At 37.7% G+C, this 18,998-nt stretch carries 17 protein-coding genes; all 17 read right to left on the bottom strand.

Annotated features, from left to right (window positions below; all coding sequences use genetic code 11):
• Positions 1 to 266 precede the first annotated feature (266 nt).
• Positions 267 to 932, bottom strand: a complete 666-nt coding sequence (locus Ami3637_RS09150) for an NTP transferase domain-containing protein (RefSeq protein WP_162362304.1) — start codon at positions 930 to 932, stop codon at positions 267 to 269.
• Positions 892 to 3,204 (bottom strand): xanthine dehydrogenase family protein molybdopterin-binding subunit, encoded by a 2,313-nt coding sequence (locus Ami3637_RS09145; RefSeq protein ID WP_162362303.1) that lies wholly within the window; start codon positions 3,202 to 3,204, stop codon positions 892 to 894. Before Ami3637_RS09145 ends, Ami3637_RS09150 begins: the two co-directional genes overlap by 41 nt.
• Positions 3,201 to 3,677, bottom strand: a complete 477-nt coding sequence (locus Ami3637_RS09140; RefSeq protein WP_162362302.1) for a (2Fe-2S)-binding protein — start codon at positions 3,675 to 3,677, stop codon at positions 3,201 to 3,203. The genes Ami3637_RS09145 and Ami3637_RS09140 overlap by 4 nt, the downstream gene beginning before the upstream one ends.
• A 1-nt stretch (position 3,678) precedes the next feature.
• Positions 3,679 to 4,470: an FAD binding domain-containing protein gene (locus Ami3637_RS09135; RefSeq protein WP_162362301.1), complete on the bottom strand. Its 792-nt coding sequence runs from the start codon at positions 4,468 to 4,470 to the stop codon at positions 3,679 to 3,681.
• Positions 4,463 to 5,860, bottom strand: coding sequence for an argininosuccinate lyase (gene argH, locus Ami3637_RS09130; protein WP_162362300.1), 1,398 nt, complete (start codon positions 5,858 to 5,860; stop codon positions 4,463 to 4,465). Before argH ends, Ami3637_RS09135 begins: the two co-directional genes overlap by 8 nt.
• A gap of 196 nt (positions 5,861 to 6,056) precedes the next feature.
• The gene (locus Ami3637_RS09125; protein ID WP_162362299.1) at positions 6,057 to 6,326 is read right to left on the bottom strand and encodes a hypothetical protein; all 270 of its coding nucleotides are present in this window, start codon (positions 6,324 to 6,326) and stop codon (positions 6,057 to 6,059) included.
• A gap of 49 nt (positions 6,327 to 6,375) precedes the next feature.
• The gene (locus Ami3637_RS09120) at positions 6,376 to 6,870 is read right to left on the bottom strand and encodes a zinc-binding metallopeptidase family protein (protein WP_162362298.1); all 495 of its coding nucleotides are present in this window, start codon (positions 6,868 to 6,870) and stop codon (positions 6,376 to 6,378) included.
• Positions 6,871 to 6,905: 35 nt separating this feature from the next.
• The gene (pepD, locus tag Ami3637_RS09115; protein ID WP_162362297.1) at positions 6,906 to 7,844 is read right to left on the bottom strand and encodes a beta-Ala-His dipeptidase; all 939 of its coding nucleotides are present in this window, start codon (positions 7,842 to 7,844) and stop codon (positions 6,906 to 6,908) included.
• A gap of 96 nt (positions 7,845 to 7,940) precedes the next feature.
• Entirely contained in the window at positions 7,941 to 9,578 is a 1,638-nt protein-coding gene (locus tag Ami3637_RS09110) for a putative manganese-dependent inorganic diphosphatase (RefSeq protein WP_162362296.1), read from the bottom strand.
• A gap of 333 nt (positions 9,579 to 9,911) precedes the next feature.
• The gene (locus tag Ami3637_RS09105; RefSeq protein WP_162362295.1) at positions 9,912 to 10,595 is read right to left on the bottom strand and encodes a hypothetical protein; all 684 of its coding nucleotides are present in this window, start codon (positions 10,593 to 10,595) and stop codon (positions 9,912 to 9,914) included.
• 276 nt (positions 10,596 to 10,871) lie between these two features.
• Positions 10,872 to 12,209: an FAD-dependent oxidoreductase gene (locus tag Ami3637_RS09100; protein ID WP_162362294.1), complete on the bottom strand. Its 1,338-nt coding sequence runs from the start codon at positions 12,207 to 12,209 to the stop codon at positions 10,872 to 10,874.
• Positions 12,210 to 12,320: 111 nt separating this feature from the next.
• The gene (locus Ami3637_RS09095) at positions 12,321 to 14,828 is read right to left on the bottom strand and encodes an ABC transporter permease (protein ID WP_162362293.1); all 2,508 of its coding nucleotides are present in this window, start codon (positions 14,826 to 14,828) and stop codon (positions 12,321 to 12,323) included.
• Positions 14,821 to 15,498, bottom strand: a complete 678-nt coding sequence (locus tag Ami3637_RS09090) for an ABC transporter ATP-binding protein (protein WP_162362292.1) — start codon at positions 15,496 to 15,498, stop codon at positions 14,821 to 14,823. Before Ami3637_RS09090 ends, Ami3637_RS09095 begins: the two co-directional genes overlap by 8 nt.
• A 105-nt stretch (positions 15,499 to 15,603) precedes the next feature.
• Entirely contained in the window at positions 15,604 to 16,449 is an 846-nt protein-coding gene (locus Ami3637_RS09085) for a sensor histidine kinase (protein ID WP_202931034.1), read from the bottom strand.
• The gene (locus Ami3637_RS09080; RefSeq protein ID WP_162362291.1) at positions 16,446 to 17,120 is read right to left on the bottom strand and encodes a response regulator transcription factor; all 675 of its coding nucleotides are present in this window, start codon (positions 17,118 to 17,120) and stop codon (positions 16,446 to 16,448) included. Before Ami3637_RS09080 ends, Ami3637_RS09085 begins: the two co-directional genes overlap by 4 nt.
• Before the next feature lie 212 nt (positions 17,121 to 17,332).
• The gene (locus tag Ami3637_RS09075; RefSeq protein ID WP_162362290.1) at positions 17,333 to 17,542 is read right to left on the bottom strand and encodes a hypothetical protein; all 210 of its coding nucleotides are present in this window, start codon (positions 17,540 to 17,542) and stop codon (positions 17,333 to 17,335) included.
• Between the two features lie 472 nt (positions 17,543 to 18,014).
• Positions 18,015 to 18,983, bottom strand: coding sequence for a hypothetical protein (locus tag Ami3637_RS09070; RefSeq protein WP_162362289.1), 969 nt, complete (start codon positions 18,981 to 18,983; stop codon positions 18,015 to 18,017).
• Positions 18,984 to 18,998 lie beyond the last annotated feature (15 nt).

Raw genomic sequence — 18,998 nt, 5'->3', positions numbered from 1 at the left:
TTTGGTTATGTGTAATATGTAATATATTTTATATTGCATATTGACTTAACATATATGTCCGTAATATTCGGACAATCCTTCATCATCTTTTTTATTTTATGCAAAAAACCTCTGTTCCTCCAGAGGTTTTTTTGCGCCTTTTTTTAAGTAAAAGAGAGAAAATAGCAAGATATTTTTTCTATTTTCTCCCTTTTATCGTCATAATTCGTCAGCAGAAAATTAGCCTCCAGGCCCTGTAATCTGCCATCTTTCAAAGTTCACAAGTACTATTTTGTTGGACTATTCTTTCTACCAAATTCATGTAACTTTTTAAAATCTGCTATATCATCTACATCAAAAAGTTCCTTTTCATCCTCAACCTGTACGGTCAGGGTATTGGACTGATTTTGCAGGATAATCTTTTTACCTCCCTTATCCCCTTTTAGTTTAAGCAAATCCGGTATACACTCATCATCAAATATACACGGATTTCCCATTCTGTTTTTATAAGAAAGGCATCCCATTGACTTATCACTATTCAGGTATACTGAAATCAGGTCAATGACACTTTCACTTCGGAGAAGGGGCTGATCGCAGACAAAAAACAAATATTTTTCTCTTTCATAGGGCGTCAGAGCAGCAGTATTTTGGGTAAAGTCACTATGACTTTCGATTCCCAGTTTTATTGAATACGCAATTCCCTGTTCAGGCTTGTGGTTTTCAATAGCTGCATAATTATTTTTCTCAGCCTGAATTAATATTTCTTTGTATTGTGACACGGTATAAATACTATAATCGACCTTGTTGTTTGTCAGCCACTGTGAAACCTTTGCCACAATATCAAAGGTATACTGATATAAAAGCTTTCCATTATATTCAGTCAGCAGCTTATTACTGCCAAAACGGCGGCTGTTACCAGCCGCCAGTAAAATCATGTTTATCCTGTTTTTCATTTTCTAACATTCCTAATAATATTTTCTCACTTGTCATAGGTAACTCTGTAAGTTTAACCTTCGAAGCATTATAAATGGCGGAGGCCAGAGCCGGTGCCGGCGTATTAATGACGATTTCACCAATGGATTTGGCTCCAAAAGGGCCGGTAGGCTCATAGCTACTTTCAAATTCTACCCGGATTTTTCCTACATCCAGTCTGCTTGGGATTTTATATTGCATAAAGGAATCGGTCATCATCCTGCCCTCTTTATCATATAAAACATCCTCAAACAATGCCATTCCAATCCCCTGAGCTATGCCGCCTTCCGTCTGGATTCTGGCTAAATTAGGATTGATTGGTGTGCCACAGTCCACTACTGCTGCAAAATCAATGATATCTACTTGTCCTGTGGTTTTGTCCAACTCGATTTCAACAATACCCGCCATAAACGGAGGCGGTGAAACAGGAGAATAAAAAGATTCGGATGCTGATATACAATTATGACCTCCCAGATAAGAAGCATTTCCCAACTCTTTAATGGTAATCTGTTTTTCACCGTTTCTCTGATAAATCCTGGTTCCATCAAATTCTAAGTCATCGTTATCACAGTGAAGTATCTTTGCAGACTCCTGAATCATTTTTTCTATAAAAGTTTCGCAAGTTTTTATAACTGCATTCCCTGTTATATACGTAGTGCTTGAGGCATAGGAACCCGTATCATAAGGAGATATGTCGGTATCCACCCCATGAACTATAATTTTATCCACTTGGCATTCTAAACATTCTGCCGCCATCTGAGCAAGTATCGTATCACAACCCGTTCCCATGTCTGCTGATCCCAGCATCAGTGTATAAAAACCTTCATCATTAAGTTTCAACTCTGCTGATGCAATGTCCAGATTGGAAATGCCTGAACCCTGCATTGCTACTGCCATTCCTATAGCCCGAATTTTATCATTTCCCATATCCCTGCATGGGTATTTATGGTCCCAGTCCGTCATTTCTTTAGCTTTTTCAATGCATTCCGTCAGGGCGCAGCTTTCCAGAGTTTCCCCATAATATGCTGTCATTTTTTCGCCTACTTGTACCAGATTCTTCCTTCTCAGTTCAATGGGATCCATATTCAGCTTCACTGCCAGTTCATTTATGGCAGATTCTAAAGCAAAAAAACCCTGAGTGGCTCCGTAACCTCTGTACGCTCCTCCCCATGGATTATTGGTATAAACTACATCATAATCAAATTTATAGGCATTGGCATGGTTATATATAGCCATGGACTTATGTCCGACCAGGCCTACTGTAGTAGGACCATGATCTCCATAGGCTCCTGCATTTGATAGGGTATACATATATATGGCTTTGATATCCCCTTCCATATTTGCCCCTAACTTCACATGGATTTCCATCTCATGCCTTGGACTGCCGTTGGTAAAACTTTCTTTTCTGGTAAATATCATCTTAGCAGGTTTTCCTGTGGCCATTGTTACAGCTGCAGGAAACAGTTCACTTACTACAGACTGCTTTGCCCCAAAACCGCCTCCGATTCTGGGTTTAACCACTCTGATCTGAGACTTGGGCAAACCTAAGGCTTTTGCCGCAATTCGCCTTACGTGAAAAGGAACCTGTGTGGAGGATACAATACTCAGCCGACCGTAAGTGTCTAAATGGGTATAGGTGCAAAAGGGTTCCATCATAGTCTGGCTGTTAGCTTTTGTGTGATAGATTTCATCAATGACAATTTCACATGCCTTCAGTTCCCCTTCAATATCACCATACTCAAAGACTTCATGGGCACATAGATTTTTCTTGTTATCTGCCCCCACCTGGCAAAGTGCTTCCCAGTTTTCCTCAGGATGTATGAGGATTTCATTATCTTTTGCTTTTCTAAAATCCAGAATGGGCTCCAGCACATCATACTCTACTTTAATTAACGAAATTGCACGTAAAACAGATTTTTCATCACTGCCTGCCACAATGGCAACCGGGTCTCCCACGCAACGGAGTCTTCTGTCAAGGATTTGTCTGTCCTGGGGACTTGGTTCTGGGAAAGATTGTCCAGCGGTAGTAAATCTATTTTGCTCCAGATCTTCCCAGGTAAGTATGCATTCTATTCCAGGTACTTTCATTGCATTGGTTTTGTTTATGGATTTAATTAATGCATGGGCATGAGGACTTCTGAGAAGTTTTACAATCAACGCATTGGTCGGTGCTATGTCGTCTGTATATACAGGCTTTCCAGTAACTAAGGACTTAGAATCCATTTTATTTATGCTCGTATTGACAATTTTCATTTTAATCCACCTGCCCTTTTCAGGTATTTCATAATAGCTCTTGTGTGGCTCATGTATCCTGTACATCTGCATAAGTTCCCGGATAAGTATTTATTGATCTGGTCTTCAGATGGATTTGTAATACCTTTTTTCTCAAATTCTTTTTCCATAGCCAAAACACTCATGATAAATCCTGGGCTGCAAAATCCGCATTGTTCTGCTCCTTCATCGGCCATGAAACTGCCGAAAACTTCAGCTTCTTTCTGCATACCCTCCAAAGTGGTTATATGGCTGCCATTAGCTCTTGCTGTTAAAACTGCGCAGGACAATACGGGTTCGTCCGCAATTAGCACAGTACAAAGTCCGCAATTAGCCGTGTCGCATCCACGTTTAACACTATAAAAACCATGTTTTCTTAAAAAGTCGATTAGTAAAAGGTCTGCAGGAATATTGTCTGTAATATTTTTATGGTTAACTTTAATTTTTACTTCCATATTATGCCCTCGTCATATCCATTGTATATCTTATGGCCTTCCTGAGTAATGCTTCTGCCAGCGCTTTTCTATACTCAGCACTGCCCCGCATATTCCCGGCAAAATGACCCCAACTCTTAAGTTTTCCAATGGCCTCTTCTATATCTGACAAGCCCGGTTTTTCAGGCAAACCACTTTCGAATGCTAATGCCTTTCCAGGACGTGCTCCGTATATAATTTTCCATGCTCCCTCTTGATTTTGTGAAACAGCGCAGGCTAAAACCGGAAAATCTGTAGCCGTTTGCCTGATACTAAGATATACTCCTTTTCGAGTTCTTTTCTTGATAATAACCCTCATGAGAATATCCTGGTCATAGGGCATGTCCGCATACTTTTCTAAAGGAATGATGCCCCCTTTATATAATTCCACATAAGAATCCAGGGCCATAAATACTGTAAGTATATCAGAGAATCCGAACCGGGAGTAAACACTGCCCCCTACGGTGGCCAGATTTCTAAATTGCACTCCTACAATTGATTCAATAGAATTTCTTATCATACCGGAAAAGAATTGTTCCATGCCAGAGTGTTCTTCCAGTTCTCTCAGGGTGCACATTGCTCCAATCCTGAATTCTTGGTCATTCTCTTCTATGGTACTAAGTCCAAGGTCTGATAAATCAATCATTGTAGAAATGTTTTTATGCCCCATCTTAAGCCAGAGCATTCCACCTATTATTTTATTGTTCTTGTTCTGATTTAATGTCCAGGCTTCTTCCAGTGTAGATGGCCTCAGATAATTTTTCCCATTAAACAACCGGTATTTCCTCCAATTCTGCAAGCCAGTCTTCTCCCACTTTAATCTGTCTGCGAACTTCTGCAGGTGCAGTACCTCCAAAAGAAACTCTTGCATTTACGCATCCTTCTATACTCAGATCCGGAAGCTTGTCCAGAGAAAGCCATTCATCAATCTTTTCCAGATCACTTTCAATCAGATCTATAAAATCTTTATCATTGTTTTCGCAGTATTTTACCATTTTGCCTACAACCTCATGAGCTTCTCTAAAAGGCATGCCCTGCTTAACAAAATGCTCCGCAATATCCGTAGCATTTAAAAAGCCTGTATGCAGATGTTTCTTAATCATGTCCATTCTGAACTCTGTTTTTTCAATCATCTTGGCAAAAATTCGCAAAGATGCCTTCCAGGTATCAACGGCATCAAACAAACCTTCTTTGTCCTCCTGAAAGTCCTTGTTGTAGGCTAGTGGAGTCCCTTTCATAACAGTCAGTATCTGCATCAGATGTCCATATACACGACCCACTTTTCCTCTTAAAAGCTCTGCCATATCAGGATTCTTTTTCTGTGGCATTATACTGCTTCCTGTACAAAAACTATCATCGATAGCAATATAGCTAAATTCCTGGGAGTTCCACCATACAAATTCTTCTGCAAACCGGCTGATGTGCATCATGGAAATAGAAGCATCACTTAAAAACTCAATCACATAGTCACGATCACTTACACTGTCCATGGCATTTTCTGTTGGAGCCTTAAACCCCAGCATTTTTGCCGTAAAATGCCTGTCTGTAGGCAGAGTTGTTCCCGCCAGGGCACAAGCCCCCAGGGGACAATAATCCATTCTTTCATAAGCATCCTGTAATCTCTGTATATCTCTCTTAAACATCTGAAAATATGCCATTAAATGAAATCCAATGGTTACTGGCTGTGCATGCTGTACATGAGTAAAACCGATCATAATGCTATCAGCATACTTTTCTGCCTTTTCAAGTAGTACTTTTTCCATATAAATTAAATTTTCTATTACTTCTTTTATTTGTTCTTTTAAATATAATCTCGTATCTACCGCCACCTGATCGTTTCTGCTTCTGGCAGTATGAAGTCTTTTTCCCGTATCTCCCAACTGTTCTATTAAGGCACTTTCTACAGCCATGTGAATATCTTCCTGCTTTACAGAAAATTCAAATTCTCCGGCATCTATCCGATCTTTTATCTTGTTTAGTCCTTCTATAATCTGATTTTTTTCACTTTCTGTTACGATGCCCTGCTTTGAAAGCATTGACACATGGGCAATACTTCCTTCTATATCACAGGCATACAGCCTTTTATCCACTCCAATGGAAGCGTTAAATTTCTCAACGATTTCATCCATGCCTTTTTCAAATCTACCACTCCACAAATTTGCCATAGAAAATTCTCCTTATTTCATAAAATTATTTTTACCTTATATTTTAACATATTTGACAATTCAATACTACATTTTTGTGTTTTTTCACAAAAATTCCAAGATAAATTAGATTAGTACCTATATCGGAGCCTTGCAATACCAAAAACAAAATAAAAGGCCTGCCTTTTCAGGAAGGTCCTTTAAATAATGCCCTTTATCATTTTGATTTTTTTGACTCTTTCATCTGGTCAAAAATTTCTTTATAACTTAATTTTTTCTGCTCTTTTTTATGATTTTCAGCTGGTTTACTCACTTTTTCTTGTACAGTTTCTGCCCTTAATGCCTGATCTGCGGCCTGTTGCATTCTCAGTTCCTGCAGAACAACATTACCTTTCAACGCAATTTCTTCTGCATCCTTATCAAATTCCTGCTTGCTGTAATCATCGCCCTCGGGCATAAATAAATTATCTCCATAATTAATATACATTCGTCCTGTCCTCCAACTATATACTAGTAATATCGGAAGGTTCTGCTACTTACTTAAGTTCTTCCAGAAGTCTCTTTAAGAACTCCCATATCCTTTTTACCGAAGCGGCGCTCATTCTCTCTCCTGGAGAATGGAATCCCCAGCAATTTGGGCCGATGGCCACTGCATCTAACCAAGGCATCCGCTGTAGTAAACAGCCGCATTCAATACCTGCATGGATAACAACGGTTTTTAAATCTCTATCAAACTCCTGCCTAAATACGTCCATGGCTTTCTGCCTTAAACCTGATTCCTGATTATAAGACCATGCCGGATATTGCGCAAAAAACTTCATTTCCGCTCCGAATACCTCACATAAATTTGTCAGCTGATTTTTGATATGCTGGCAAGTGGACTCAAATGCCCCTCTCAACTCGGCTTCAAGTTCTAAACCACCCTGCTCCAATTTTATGATTCCCAGGTTAATAGAGCTTTCTACGACTCCTGGTATTACACCATTCATATGTTTTATACCATCCGGAAATAAGTATAAAAACTGTATCATTTTATTAAAACTCTGTTCTGTGATGATTTTAGACTTTAATCCGTCAGTTTCCTTGAGTCCAACCTGTAAATTACCAGAGATACCCTTATACTCATTTTTAAAATTCCCATCATCTTTTCTACAGTATCTTGTATCTCCTGTTGCTGCTCTGGGTATATGAGAATTTCTGCCTCTGCCTCTCTGGATATGGCAAGTCTTGAAGTTCCGGCGGATACATGGGATAGCTGCACATTATGCCTGCTCTTTATTTCATAAAGTAAACGTATTAATAAACTGATAGCACTGCCATGACCCTTGTCAATATCTTCTCCAGAGTGTCCCCCTGGCAGCCCGCTTACGCTAAGCTGAAAAGCTTTATATTCCTTTTCTTTGCAGACCTGCTCGTACTCCAATGGTAAAAGTACTTTTACCCCTGCACCTCCACAGCTTCCTGCTAAAATCTGATTTTCTACAGCCTGATCCAGATTAATAAGCTTCTTGGCCTGAAAAAGCTCTGGGGAAACAGACAGTGCTCCTTTAAAGGTTGATTCCTCTTCTGTTGTTAACAGAATCTCCAATGCCGGGTGTTTTAAATCAGACTTCTCCAGAACTGCCATACAATATGCAACACCAATTCCATTGTCTGCTCCAAGGGTAGTTCCTACTGCGGAGGATATCATATCGCCTTCTATTTTCAATTGAACAGAATCCTTAGAAAAATCATGGAAACTGTCACTATTTTTTTCGCAGACCATATCCATATGGGCCTGCAGCATGACAGGTTCAGAGTCTTCATACCCAGGTGCCGCCGGTTTCTTTATTATGACATTTAATGCTTTATCCTGATAAGCTTCCAGGCCGTTTTCACAAGCCCAGCCATATATATAATCACTTATTTTTTTCTCATTTCCACTTCCTCTTGGAATCTTGGATATTTCCTCAAAGAAATACATTACCCTTTGCGGTTGTATATCTCTAAGAACTCTTTTCTCCATAAATCTTCTCCTTTCCCTCAATCCTATAGCCCTTACATTTTTTATGGGCAAACTACCCATGCTTATACTAGTCTGAGGTGTAAAACTGTCAAGCTCTTACCCCTGCATTGCATTGATTAATTGAGGTATTACCTGTTTTTTTCTTGAAACAATATTTTTCATTACAATGGAAGATTCTTCTGGTTTTACGCCAAAAGCCCGCTCAACGATATTTCTTGCATCTTCTCCTACAAAAAGTAATTCTGTAGATTCATGGATAACATCTGTTAGCATAAAGAACAGCATATCTGCACTTGATGACTTGCAGGCATTTTCCATGAAAGGAAGAATCTTAGGTTTCAAGGCTGCCAGTTCTTCCCCATCCATGGAAGTAATCTGACCTGCACCAAATTTTATACCATTACTTGCAAACTTCTTATAATCCTGATAGAAAATTTCCTCTGTGGATTTATCTTGCAGGGAGCTTCCTGCTCTGAACATCTTTTCAGCATGTTCTTCAATATTCACTTCTGCAATCTGTGCCAGTTTTTCTGCTGCCGCTTTATCCAGGTCGGTACAGGTTGGAGAACGGAACATCAACGTATCAGATAAAATGGCTGAACATAATAATCCTGCTATTTTCTTGTCCAGCTCCACTCCTAGCTCCAGATACATCTGATAGATAATGGTGGCCGTACAACCTAAAGGCTGATTCCGGAAGTACACCGGAGCCAGAGTTTCCAGATTCCCAATGCGGTGGTGATCGATTATTTCCATGATTTCTGCTTCTTCGATTCCATCTACAGCCTGAGATTTTTCATTGTGGTCTACAAGAATAATTTTCTTCCGATTCATGTTAATCAGAGAACGCCTTGAAAGCATACCGCAGTAATTACCATTTGTGTCCAGAACCGGAAAATCCCTGTATCGAATCTTTGTTACCGTTTCTTTCATGTCACTGATGTAATCATCTTCTTCAAAAGTTACTATATTTTCCTTGCGCATAAAATACCGTATGGGTGTACTCTGGTTGATTAGTCTGGCTGCCACATAGGTTTCATACGGGGTACTTATAATTCTACAATTATTCTGCATGGCCAGTTTCTTAATTGTTTTAGATACTGGTGCTCCCATGCACACTACAATGCATCCCGCGTTCATTTCAATGGCACAAAGATGAGATTCAAATCGGTTTCCCGTGATGAGAATATCATTTTTCTCTATATAATTTTCCATTAGGTCTGGGTTTGCTGCTCCAATGAGGATTTTCCCATCTTCAACATATCCTTCTTCGTCTCCCACAACCATGGTTCCTTCAAGTGTATCCAGAATATTTCGATACGGTGTTTTAGACAGGGCTAAAATCCCAGTTTCATAAATATCCATATTGGCCGTAGCAATATCGTTTACAGAAATAATACCTTCCAGTTTTCCATCCGAGGTAACCGGAAGGGTGGAATTGGAAGTATCTTTCATCATATTCCATGCTTTTTTCAGCGAAATGCCGCTTTCTATTCCATCTATCTTCTTTATAGCCACATCCCGAATCTGAGTGCCTACATCATCTATCAGTTCAGGTGTTTCCACTTCAAACTTTTCCAGCACATATTTTGTTTCATTATTTACCTGCCCGGCCCGTTTTGCTTCATAACATTTATCTGATATCTGATTCTTCAGATTTGCATATGCAATGGCGGAACAGATGGAATCTGTATCTGGGTTTTTATGTCCTATAACATAAACCTGTTTATCCAACTTTTCATTTCCCCTTTTCCTTTGGTTTTTTCATTTATATATTAGCAATCAGTATAACAATTTTAACAACTTTTCGTCAATGCCTTATTGGTGTTTACTGAACTTTTACTTTATTTTACCTTATATTAGCTAAAAATAACAGACTGGGTATAAGGCCGATAATCTTTTATACAAAAAAACTGTAGCAAAATTACTACAGCCATATTTTTCATCATTCTAATCATTCAAAAATAATATACTAATATTCCCTTTAACTATTCTAAACTTCTTTATTAGAATTAGCTATTTCAAAAATACTTTGCAGGCTATTACGGCTTATGCTGCATAATATGCCTATTCTCCACGTTGAAGAATTGTTAGCTTTTCATTTTCTTTAGATAAAATAATCTTGTAATCATCGTAAAAATAATCTGTATCGAACAAGTCTTTTTCTGAAAATCCCTTTTTGTAATTGAACGGGATAGATTCTTGGATATGAAAATTACCTTGCCCTTTATATATTGCGTATTTTCGTGGTAGTACAATCGAATCTTTATCAATAATTTTATCAAGACATTTTGGAAGGTCCATTGAGACATTTAAATTTCTCATTTCTTTTCCATAATTCTTCAAAGTTAAATCAACTTTTATGGTATTGTCTTTTGGCCCATTGCTAAAGGAATAGTTGCTCTCTATTACATCTATTGATTTAAGCCCACCACTTAATAAATAGTATGGTGTCTTAATTGCATTCATTGCTTTGAATGTAAAGGGCACTAGAATGCAAAACATAACAATAAATATTACGACTTTTCCACTTTTGAAATAGTTGCTTTTTACAACTTCTTTATAGCTCCACCATAGCAGGACCAGTGGTAATATACCAACTAAATCCAACCTTGATCCTGGACTTAGTTTTATGGTTGGCACCATTAAATCAAATATTGATTTATCTAGATGGGGCAGTTTCATAGCACAAAAAGCAGTAACTAAAACGATTGTAACAGCTTTTAGGTATCTTCCAACGTCTTTCTCCATTTAGTCTCCTTGCTCTATTTTGTAATTTCCTGCTTATTCTTTAATTAAAAATGAGGATGAAATTTTCATTTTGTCCTTATTTTACCATTTTACTTGTGATTGTCAATGTTTGCACTCTGAAATTGCATCTAAATGAAAGGCGCGCTTCCTTATAATTCAAGGATAACAGTCAGGTTTTTATAAATTTTATTAATAATTGTAGCCGAATGCTTACTATTAAAACACTCACATATTAATATAGAGGGACTGCTCCAAAGCAGTCCCTCTTATTACTCTTTATATAATCTTTTCATTGTAGATTCCTGCAAGTCCTGTTCTGGCTACGCGCCCTGCAATCTCGTCAGAATCTACGCTATATAGCTGTTTTTCCTGCATTCGTTGAAAATACTCCGCCCCGGCAAAAGTATACCGGGTCATCAGGCCTTCTCTGGTTTGCAGACGTTCATTCGCATAAGCAATTAAGTCTCCCGTAGCCAGTTGTCTCGGCAGTTCCATAGGTTTAAGTCCTTTTAAGTACCTGGCTCCATTAAAGCCTGCCAGGCTTCCGGTAGTGATAGCTTCCGTGTGCCCTACAAATAACCCCGACTTTTCTCCCCCACAAAGGAGGTTCTCAATACCCTGCACCTTCATATAATCATCTCTCTCTGTTACAGATAAATATCGGATGGAATTTCCCTTACCTCCTGCATAAGGGTCTGCATAGCGGGCATTCTCCAGTCCGGGTACTTCTCTTAATTTTTCTAATGGGAAAAATGGTGTCATGATTTTAGCATATCCTGTATCCAGCAGTATGATATTCTCTGCATATTCATCCAAAGCATACTGCTGACATACTTTCAAATTCAGCTTATCTCTGGAAACCTCTTTGGCTGCAAGGGGTATAACAACTACTCCTTTTTGGTTTAACTGCTGCTGAATATCCTCAGACAGTGAACCCTTTTCCAGTTTGCCAGAACCACTGAATGCTCCCCATGCACCGTCTTTGCGCATTCCCATTATGTCCGTTACTCCAGCCTTCTGCGAAATACTGACTCTAGGGCCAAAAGCAGGGCATCTGAGTATGCACATACAGCATCCATTACCGTAAGCAAGGCAATTCCCCATAGGTCCTGTAGATCCTGTGCATTCAATAAAAACATCCCCCTCTATAGTCTGCACATCTATATTCCTCTGCCCAAGTCCTACCCCATTAGTCACAATAAGACTCTTTATATATTTTTGTGTCTTTTCTTCAGGCAACTCTACTATCTCAGTTACCACATCAATAACCCTTGTCATAACACGTATTTCAACACCCATATCTTTTAGGAGTCGTCTCACTTGTGGTTCTACTTTCATAACATCGTACAGACTGGCGTGTTTATGACCTGGAAAGTCAATGTTTCTATGTCTGGAGCAGCTGTCTGTTATTCCAAACAGTTCCGCTGCACCCAAAGCAATGTTTTCTTCCGCAGCAGTAAATCTGCCATTATTACGCATAATGCCTCCAACATTGCCTAGGCCTAAAAGCAGGTCAGTCTTTTCAACAAGCACTACTGATGCCCCTGCTTTTCGGGCGGCCACAGCTGCGGCACAACCCGACCAGCCACCGCCAATAACTACAACTCTGTACATTAAAAAACCCCCTCTGATTCAAGTATCCACATATTAAGATATTCCATCAGAGAGGATGTTATGTTTAACTTTGTTTATAACCCATCATCATCTGAATATATTATCCAGAAATCACTCTATTTCCCTGAGTCTTTCAACAATAGATTTTTTATTAAGCACTTTATAGGAGGATAGAGTAATAATATAGACCAATACAACAAATACTGGCAAGCAAAGTAAAGACGGCACTACCGTAAATATAGGGGTAAATGCTATGTTATTACACATGGTCGCGCTTATTCCAAGATAGCCAATGGGACTTCCCACAATAAGCACCGTTAGAGCCGTCAGGCAAACATAAGTAAGGCCTTCTGATATTATCATCTGCTTCATTTGCCTGCTGGTCATTCCGATGCTCTGTAACATGGCAAGTTCTCTTTTTCTGGCTATTAACGAAGTAATGGTTGTATTGATAAAATTTATAATGCCTATAAATGCCAGAATACTACTTATAACAATTCCAACAGAAAAATACGTTTGCTTTACCTCTTCAAATTCTGCGGCAAAGGTTGCTTTTGAAGTATATTGCATATCTGTGTTTACTTTATTACAGTAATAATCCAAGTAATTTTCTATACTTTTCTTTTCTTTCTCATTTGCATCAAAGGTTGTCATCATAGGTGCCAAATCACCCATATTTTTACAAAACTCCTCTGAAGGTAAAAGAAATTCCACATCAATAATATCTCCATATCTGACTGATATGGGATATGGAATATTGGCAATGGCCATCACCTCATATTCCTGGCTATTTCCTTTTGGATACTTTATTGTTACCTTATCCCCGATTTTATAATATGAAATCCGTCCTTCTGAATCAAAAGCTGATGCAATAATATATTTCCCTGTTTTGAATTTGTCCTTATCAATGTTTCCCTTAAAACATGTTAGTTCCTCAAATATAGAATCGTCTAGCCCATATAGCTGAACCTGGAAATCTTTTTGTGCTATTTTATCTTTAAATACAAGGGACTTTTTTTCACTCATGTTAAATCTTGATGTGGCCTCTTTTACTGCACTTTTTATCTTGTCGTCTATATTATAATTTATTTGACAAAAATAAATATTTCCGGTTTCCTTTATGCCCTCTTGAGAATACAATTCTTTTAAAAATTCTTTGTTCAGTGTCTGCTCTCCCCTATAGCACTTATATACATTAAAGTATGCCGCATCTGCTACTGCAAAATCTTTCACCATACTATTACTTAGGTATTTATCCATATCAAACCCTTTTACAATAGAATAGGCACAATTCAGTATAATCAGACTCAAGGAAAGGGAAACCGTTACCATTATCATTTTTTTTCGGTTTCTGAAAACATTTTCTTTAGCCATTCTAAAAGGGCTTATCTTTTTACTTTTCTTTATTTTTTTATGAACTTTTATGGTGTTATCTGAATTTCGAAGTGCTTCAATAGCACTGACCTTTGCCGCAATCCTGGAAGGTTTCCTTATGCTGATATAAACCGTTATAGCTGAAAACATAGCTGCCCCTATAAATATAGCTGGATTGATTGGAATAATTATTGTAATCAGATTAAAAGAAGACAAAACTACAGGGGTTAATACTTTCCCCACTAAAAAGCCTGCAGCCAACCCAATGGGAATGCCGATGCAGCAAAGGATGCCTGCCTGTTTTCCTATGATTTTTCTAATCTGTCTGGAAGTGGTTCCAACGGCTTTCAACAGTCCATAATATTGAATATCTTTTACAATGGATATATAGAAGATATTTGAAATAATCAAATACCCGGAAAGTATAATCAGACCAATCATCCCTGATACACTTAAAATGGTAGTCAAATCTGTGCTGCCTCCATGTCCTGCATAAGCCCAATTTACACCATATTTAATTTCATCAATAGGAAGCCCGCTTTCACTAACGACCTTCTGCATCTTACTTTCAATGAAAAAGCTGTTCTTAAAAGTTACATCTGCATTAATAGTCCCATAAATATTATACCCCCTATATCCTATGAGTTTATTTTTAACATAGGCCGGGGATAACCAGATTTCACTGGCAGGTATAACACTGTCTTCTTTCCAGAATCCAACAAGAGTAAAGGTGTCAGTAATTTTCTTGTTGTCTATTAAGTACTCCAAAGTAACATGTTGTCCTAACTCACACGGTATTCCTAAGCTTTTAAGAACAATATCATCTGCGGCGATTTCATTTGCAGCCTTAGGGAGCCTGCCGCTTGTGGGTAATGCAAACATACTTTTGGCCTGCCACGCACTGGAAGTATACCTGATCTCAGACGGACGTTTTACCAGTTCTTTATTTTCTGCATATCCCAGTACCACAGAATAGCCTATATTTTCTATTGACTTATTCTTGCTTATTTTCTTGTATTCATCTGGTGTCAGGTTTTTATACGTCCCATGAGCACTGCTTCCAACCTGGCGCATGGTACTTTCCTGTAAAGACCCAATTAAACTGGACCCAATGGTGAAAACACTGGTGAACAAAATGGTTGTTAAAGTGATTGCTATGATTACAAAAACATTTCTCAGCTTATTTGATTGAAAGGATTTTAAAGCAAGGTTGTTGATGGTTTTTGCATTTTTTACTTTAAGCATTTATACCACCTGCAATCTTTCCATCTTCAATCCGGATAATCCTGTCCGCCATCTGTGCCGTTTCTTCATTGTGGGTAATCATCACAATAGTCTGAGCAAACTGTTTGCTTGTAACTTTAAGTAATCCCATAACATCCAGACTTGTTTTGCTGTCCAGGTTCCCCGTTGGTTCGTCGGCCAGTATAATGGCGGGCTTTGTTGCCAGAGCTCTTGCAATGGCTACTCTCTGCTGCTGCCCTCCCGATAGATTATTAGGCAGATTTTTTAGCTTTCCCGATAGTCCCAGGGTGGTAATGACTAAATTTAAATACTCTTTGTCAATTTTATTTCCGTCCAGCTGAATTGGAAGAACAATGTTTTCGTAAACATTTAAGACAGGTACCAAATTATAATTCTGAAAAACAAAACCAATCTTTCTTCTCCTAAAAATAGTTAATGCATCATCTTTTAAAGTAAAAATTTCCTTACCATCCACAGTAACACTTCCGTCTGTTGGACGGTCCAGCCCTCCAAGCATATGTAAAAGAGTGGATTTTCCGCTTCCAGATGTGCCTACAATTGCTACAAACTCACCGTTTTTGATTGCTAAATTAATTCCATCAAGGGCTTTGACTGTCGTCTCTCCATGTCCATAGAATTTTCTAAGTTCCTTACATTCTAAAATGTTCATTTATATTTCCTCCATAAAAAAATCTGTATAATAGTTTCCTACAATACAGATTATACTATCGGATTCTTGCCACAATCTTTCCCAAATCTAACACTTTTGTAAGATTTACTTAGGTAAAAAGACGCAAAATGCTGCACCTATTCCCAATGACGAATCTACTTTTATATATCCTCCCTGCCGCTCTATAATCTCTCTGGAAAGATACAAACCTATTCCAACACCTTCCTTATCAGAAACATTTCTACTTCTATAGAATCTGGAAAATATTTTGCTCTGCTCTGATTCCTCTATACCTATACCATTATCTTTAATAATTATCTTGTAAAACATTTCATAGGCTTCTGTCCATATTTTTATGGATCCACCTTCTTTTGTATATTTCACAGCGTTATCAAGGATATTGTAAACAGCTTCTAAAGTCCACTTATAATCAAACCTGCATTTATCTCCTGTGTTATCATAAAGAATTGAAATCTTTTTCTTTTCAGCGTTTATCTCAACTTGTTTCATGGCATCCTGAATCAATTGGTCTATACTGTTGTCTGCAGGGAGAACATTAATAATGCCATTTTCCAGCCTGGAGGTTTTTATAAGGGAGCCCACCAGAAAGTTAAACTTCTCACTTTGTCTCGTTATTTCCTCAATTAATTGCCTGCTATATGGGCTAAGTTCTTTCTGCTCCCATAATAAATCACTATATAGCATTAAATTGGCTATAGGTGTTTTGGTCTGATGAGATATATCAGATATGAGCTCACTGATTTGCTGTCGTTCTTTTTCAATCTGCTTTGATTGGATTTGGTTCTTCAGCATATAACGTTTAAGCCGTGTTTCTAGTGCAGACATTTTAGTTTCATCAAACTCATCCTCAATAAATTGATCATTAATCGCATTTTCTACCATCTGCTCCAGACGATTCATGATTTTATTTAATTTAAAAATATTCATCATCTCACCGCCCAGCTATACCCTATTCCATAAATAGTCTTAATATACTCTGGTTTTGATGAATTGTCCTCCAGTTTATCTCTAAGTCTTTTAATACTTACGGAAAGTGAGTTTTCATCCACATATTCTGCACTATCATCCCATATTCGGCTTATCAGTACCTGCCTTGGAACAGTGTTACCCCTGTTATTCAATAGCAGCCAAAGCAGTTTCTGTTCTGTTTTACTTAATTCTACTAGGCTGTTTCCCTTTTTATAATTCATGGTTTCAAAATTAAAACTAAAATCATCAATGACAAATTTATTCTGGGACTGAATCTTTCTAAGCTGAGTATTCACTCTTGCACGGAGTATCATCAGACTGAAAGGTTTCGTTATATAATCGTCCGCACCGCTTTCCAATCCTGTAACAATATCAATTTCCATATCATTTGCCGTAAGCAAAATCACTTTTACATCACTACGACTTTTAATCCACTTTAGAAAATCAATCCCATTCCCATCTGGCAAATTGATATCCAGAATTATAAGTTGATAGTTGTTTTGATTACACAGATTTTCTGCCTCTGCAATGGTATGAGCGGACATAAATAAATAGTTATCATTATTTAACGCAAGTATAATCCCATTACATAAAGCTGCATCATCTTCAACTATCAGAATTTTTTGTAACATGATTACACCCCTTGATAATAAGCATTAATTTCACCAGTTGTTTTACGTATCAGGAAAATTCTATCATATATGTATCATATTGAGTAGACTATTTTACTATCTTTACATTTTGGTTCATTTAATCATAAAATTATTTTAAACTTAATATTATCATAACTTGTACAAATACATTTAAGAGATTAAAGAAATTTAATCTCTTAAAATAATTGTTCTTATCTGGAAAAGTTGAGATAATTAAGCAACCCCTGTGAATAGTAGTCACCTATCAGCGAGGTAAGATTTAAAATTCTGTCAAAAACATCTACATTTTCTTTAAATTCTTTATTTTGAAAGGTAGTTGATTCATCAATTGTCTTTTCACTAAATTGGTACAGTAAGCTTTTCCATTCACTTTCTACCCAGTATGGATTTATTTTTGACAAAAAAGAAGCTATCTGATCTGCACTTTCATACAGTTCCTTTGTATATTTATTTACCGCATCAGCATCACCCTGTATTTGTGCATCAATAAGTAAATCTAAAGTGTTAATGTAATTGTTTAATAGTGCAATATATTCATCCGCATATGACTCTCCAAAAATCAGGCTTAGAATATTACTAAATTTTAATAATACTTCACTTATTTTTTCCCTTATTGCTTCCTTATCCCTAGTCCTCCATGTTTACTTGCTAAATATGCCCGGAGCCAAGTGGATAAATCTCTCCAGACTGTTCGGGATTGAAATATCAAATTAAGCTGACTTGGCGGAATACAAGAATTTTGAAATGCTTTTACTGATTTCATCTAGCACCCTCCATTTATTAAATGTAATATAATATATTATCTGATTCATTGATTTACTACTTAAAAAACAAAGATGAATATAACGGGACAACTTAATTATTAAACGTTATCTAAAATACCCTATGTAACTTCCAGTAGTCTTCCATGTTATCTACTATGATTTTAACTTCATGTCTTTTTGTAATGCCGCTGCTATAGACGGCACTGAATGTAAATGTTAATTCTACAGGTTCTTTTCTGCCCCATTTATTAATCATGGATCTATCCCAAATACTTCCTGTATAAACCGTTTCACCTGCAGCATTTTTCTTCCCGCTGTTTTTCATGTTTGCCCCGTAGGAGGTTCCATTTATTTTGCATGTAACCTTTATGGGTTTTCCAGCAACATCAGCGCTAAGCATAAACTTTTCACCAGACCAGAATACATTCACGCCTCTGGTCCTTGGCTGTTTCAACTTCATATAATCATCATAAGGTATATTCTTGTTTATCTCATCCTTAAAGCGGTTCAGATTATACTTTTTTCGATTTATCTCCCACTGATCTGTATGATAAACCTGTCCGATTATTTTTCCTTCACTTAGTACAATAAACTTATATGTTCCTATGCCGGCACCCGTCTGATCTCTTACGGTACAGACTACCTGATAGATTCCTGCCTGTGCTTTATCTGGAAGGTCTCCTGTGTTTGTAACCGGATAAGTTATATCACCTACCGCTGGTGTGCCATCTCCATGTTTGCCATTAACAGATATTTGTCCCAAAGAATCTATAGGCTTTATATTCTTTTTTCTGTGGGTAAAGATATGCTTCTTATCCTTATAGACCTCCGTTGTAAGGTTTAAAACATCTTTTTCCACATCATCTATTCCTGCATTGATACTAAAGTAGTTATTTTCCGTAACCTTTACAGGACTGGTACTAATTCCCGTTATCCATGGAGCTGTTGCGCTGCCTTCTATGTAAAATGTCAGTTCTGCAGTGTTGGAAACTTTATCGTAGGCTGGATAGCCACCTGGTATTAATCCTCTTGAGGTGTCATCGTACTGCCAATGATACACGGTATACTTGCCATCCACATAGAAACGATCAAT

This window comes from Aminipila terrae (assembly GCF_010120715.1).
GTDB lineage: Bacteria > Bacillota > Clostridia > Peptostreptococcales > Anaerovoracaceae > Aminipila > Aminipila terrae.
The sequence above is the reverse complement of the archived record's forward strand: the minus strand, read 5'-3'. Positions and strand labels throughout refer to the sequence as shown.

Coding starts and splice junctions, on each gene's coding strand:
- Ami3637_RS09090 (WP_162362292.1), bottom strand. CDS start 15,498: ATGAACATTTTAGAATGTAAGGAACTTAGAAAATTCTATGGACATGGA.
- Ami3637_RS09095 (WP_162362293.1), bottom strand. CDS start 14,828: ATGCTTAAAGTAAAAAATGCAAAAACCATCAACAACCTTGCTTTAAAA.
- argH (WP_162362300.1), bottom strand. CDS start 5,860: ATGGCAAATTTGTGGAGTGGTAGATTTGAAAAAGGCATGGATGAAATC.
- Ami3637_RS09100 (WP_162362294.1), bottom strand. CDS start 12,209: ATGTACAGAGTTGTAGTTATTGGCGGTGGCTGGTCGGGTTGTGCCGCA.
- Ami3637_RS09085 (WP_202931034.1), bottom strand. CDS start 16,449: ATGATGAATATTTTTAAATTAAATAAAATCATGAATCGTCTGGAGCAG.
- Ami3637_RS09140 (WP_162362302.1), bottom strand. CDS start 3,677: ATGGAAGTAAAAATTAAAGTTAACCATAAAAATATTACAGACAATATT.
- Ami3637_RS09145 (WP_162362303.1), bottom strand. CDS start 3,204: ATGAAAATTGTCAATACGAGCATAAATAAAATGGATTCTAAGTCCTTA.
- Ami3637_RS09150 (WP_162362304.1), bottom strand. CDS start 932: ATGAAAAACAGGATAAACATGATTTTACTGGCGGCTGGTAACAGCCGC.
- Ami3637_RS09125 (WP_162362299.1), bottom strand. CDS start 6,326: ATGTATATTAATTATGGAGATAATTTATTTATGCCCGAGGGCGATGAT.
- Ami3637_RS09120 (WP_162362298.1), bottom strand. CDS start 6,870: ATGATACAGTTTTTATACTTATTTCCGGATGGTATAAAACATATGAAT.
- Ami3637_RS09080 (WP_162362291.1), bottom strand. CDS start 17,120: ATGTTACAAAAAATTCTGATAGTTGAAGATGATGCAGCTTTATGTAAT.
- Ami3637_RS09105 (WP_162362295.1), bottom strand. CDS start 10,595: ATGGAGAAAGACGTTGGAAGATACCTAAAAGCTGTTACAATCGTTTTA.
- pepD (WP_162362297.1), bottom strand. CDS start 7,844: ATGGAGAAAAGAGTTCTTAGAGATATACAACCGCAAAGGGTAATGTAT.